We start from the raw sequence: 2024 nt of genomic DNA, 5'->3' as shown, positions 1-2024 counted from the left end.
GGTGCCCATCGCCAGGATCAGCGCTGCGAGGCTGAGCAGAAGCGGCCGCTTGCGGCGCTCCAGCATGTCCTTGAGGCGGCGCGGGCTCTTTGCTGACGGTTCCGGAGCGGATGCCGGCGCGCCGGCCGCGGCTTCGCTGGCGGCCTTGGCGGACCGGCGGGCTGCCGCGATCAGGCTCTGGCGGACGGACTGAGCATCCTGCCCGGCGATGGCGCTGGTCTCGGGACGCGGGCGGCCGGAGCCGGGCTCCAGCGGCATGTCGAGTGCAATGCTCGGCAGCGCCGGCGCCGCCTCGGTGCGCGTGGGGGTGGCGAGTGCTCCGAAACGGTCCTGAGCGGCGACGCTGACGGCCGGCCCCGGGTTGTCGCGCGCGGCAGCGGGCGCGCGGAAGACGGGCTCTTCGGAGTGGGGCGACACAGCCGGCCGCGCCGCGATGCCGCGACGCTCGCCCTGCAACTCGGTCTCCAGGCTGGAGAGCCGCGCCATGATGGCTTCGAGCGAGAGATGGACAGCGCCCAGCGCGTCCTGCGTCTGGCGCCCGGACGAGACATGGGTGTCGCGCAGGCCGGTCACCAGGCTGGACAGCTCGGCGATGCTCTTGCCGGGGGCGGAGGAGCTGGCGGCCTGGACGAGCGCGGCGCGTTCGGCCGCGGTTTCCTCGCGCATCGACCGCAGATGGACGACGAGGTCCTGCAAGGTGTGTTCGATGCCGTTCTCGGCCGAACGGGTGGCCGCGGCCTCGTCGAGGCGGGAGGCGATGCCGGATATCTGGCGCTCCAGGGCCTCGAAGGATTCGGTCCCTGCGCCGGGCGCGCCGGCTTCGTCGATCTTGTCGGCGAGGTGGCGCAGCATGTGCTCGATCGAGCCGAGCTCGACGGGAGCGGCGTCTCCGGCGCCGACAATGCGCGTCAGCTGGCTCGATGCGGCGAGGCTCTCGATCCGGGCGGAAAGGGCTTCGATCTGCCGGGTGACGGCGGTCGGACCCTGCTCGGCGAGCAGTTCGATGCGGTGCTGCAGCGCGTCGATGCGGCCATCGAGATGGTCGTCGTGGCGCTGCGCGGAGACGTCGTCGAACTTGCGCGAGAGCGCGTCGATCTGGCCTGCGAGCGAGGTCAGCGGGCCGATATCCAGGCCTTGCGGGCGGCTGGAGAGGACGGTGTTACGGACATCCTCGATCGCGGCCGACAGGGTGCGCATCTCGCGCTGGTCCGGCTGGGTCTCGCGCAGCCGGCCGATTTCGAAGCCGAGGGAGGCCACCTGCTCAGCCAGGTCCTCGAGCCGGCGGTCCTGGCCGCCGGTGGCCACGAGATCGCGCAGCTCCGCGAGGTCGCGCAGCACGGGGTCGAGATTGGCGGTCTGGGCGCCGCGGGCCGCGAGCGCATCGACCTTCGTCGAGAGCTGCGCGATCTCGCGCTGGAAGCGCTGATAGCCATCGCCGGCCCGGTCCTGCGACAGCCTGGAGACTTCCGCCTCGATTCGCGTCAGCGGCTTGAGCAGGGGCTCGAACTGGTCGCGCCGGTCGAAGCGATCGAGCCGGTCGGCCAATTGCGCGATCATGGCCTCGATGGCGCCGGTCTCGGGCTGCCGAGGCTGCGCCGCGGGGCGCCGCGTCTCGCCGGTGAGACGGGAGCTGAGTTCGCGCAGGTCGTCGCGCAGCGCCGAAATGCGGTCCGACGTGATGCCGGCCGCGGGATCGTCGTTGTCGAGGATGCGCTGGCGCGTGCGGATGTCGGTGACCGCGGCCGCAAGTCCGTCGCGGTTGAGGGCGGGGCGCGGTGCCTGGCCGGCCCGGCTGTGCGGGGCCTCATGGCTGCGCCGCTCGATTTCGGCAATTCGCTCGCTCATCGCCTTGATGGCGTCGGCGATGACGTTGGTCGCGCGTTCCTGCCGCTCGGCCGCGCCGCGCTCGGTCGACGACAGGCGATCCTCGGTCTTCTCGATCCAGCGGGTGATGGAATCGAGCGCGCCTGCGGTGCGGGTGCTGGTCTCGCGGGTCAGGCGCTCGATGCTGGCCGCCTGGTTGA

Annotated in this window: 1 pseudogene; it reads right to left on the bottom strand. The window is 72.1% G+C overall.

Features of this window, described 5'->3' with window-relative positions:
- Nucleotides 1-2024 (bottom strand): annotated as a pseudogene (locus tag ACIPIA_RS15010) (hypothetical protein); the annotation flags it as partial.

The sequence above is a fragment of the Allobosea sp. CER48 genome, assembly GCF_044752385.1.
Taxonomy (GTDB): Bacteria; Pseudomonadota; Alphaproteobacteria; order Rhizobiales; family Beijerinckiaceae; genus Allobosea.
This window is presented reverse-complemented; position numbering and strand designations above follow the sequence as displayed.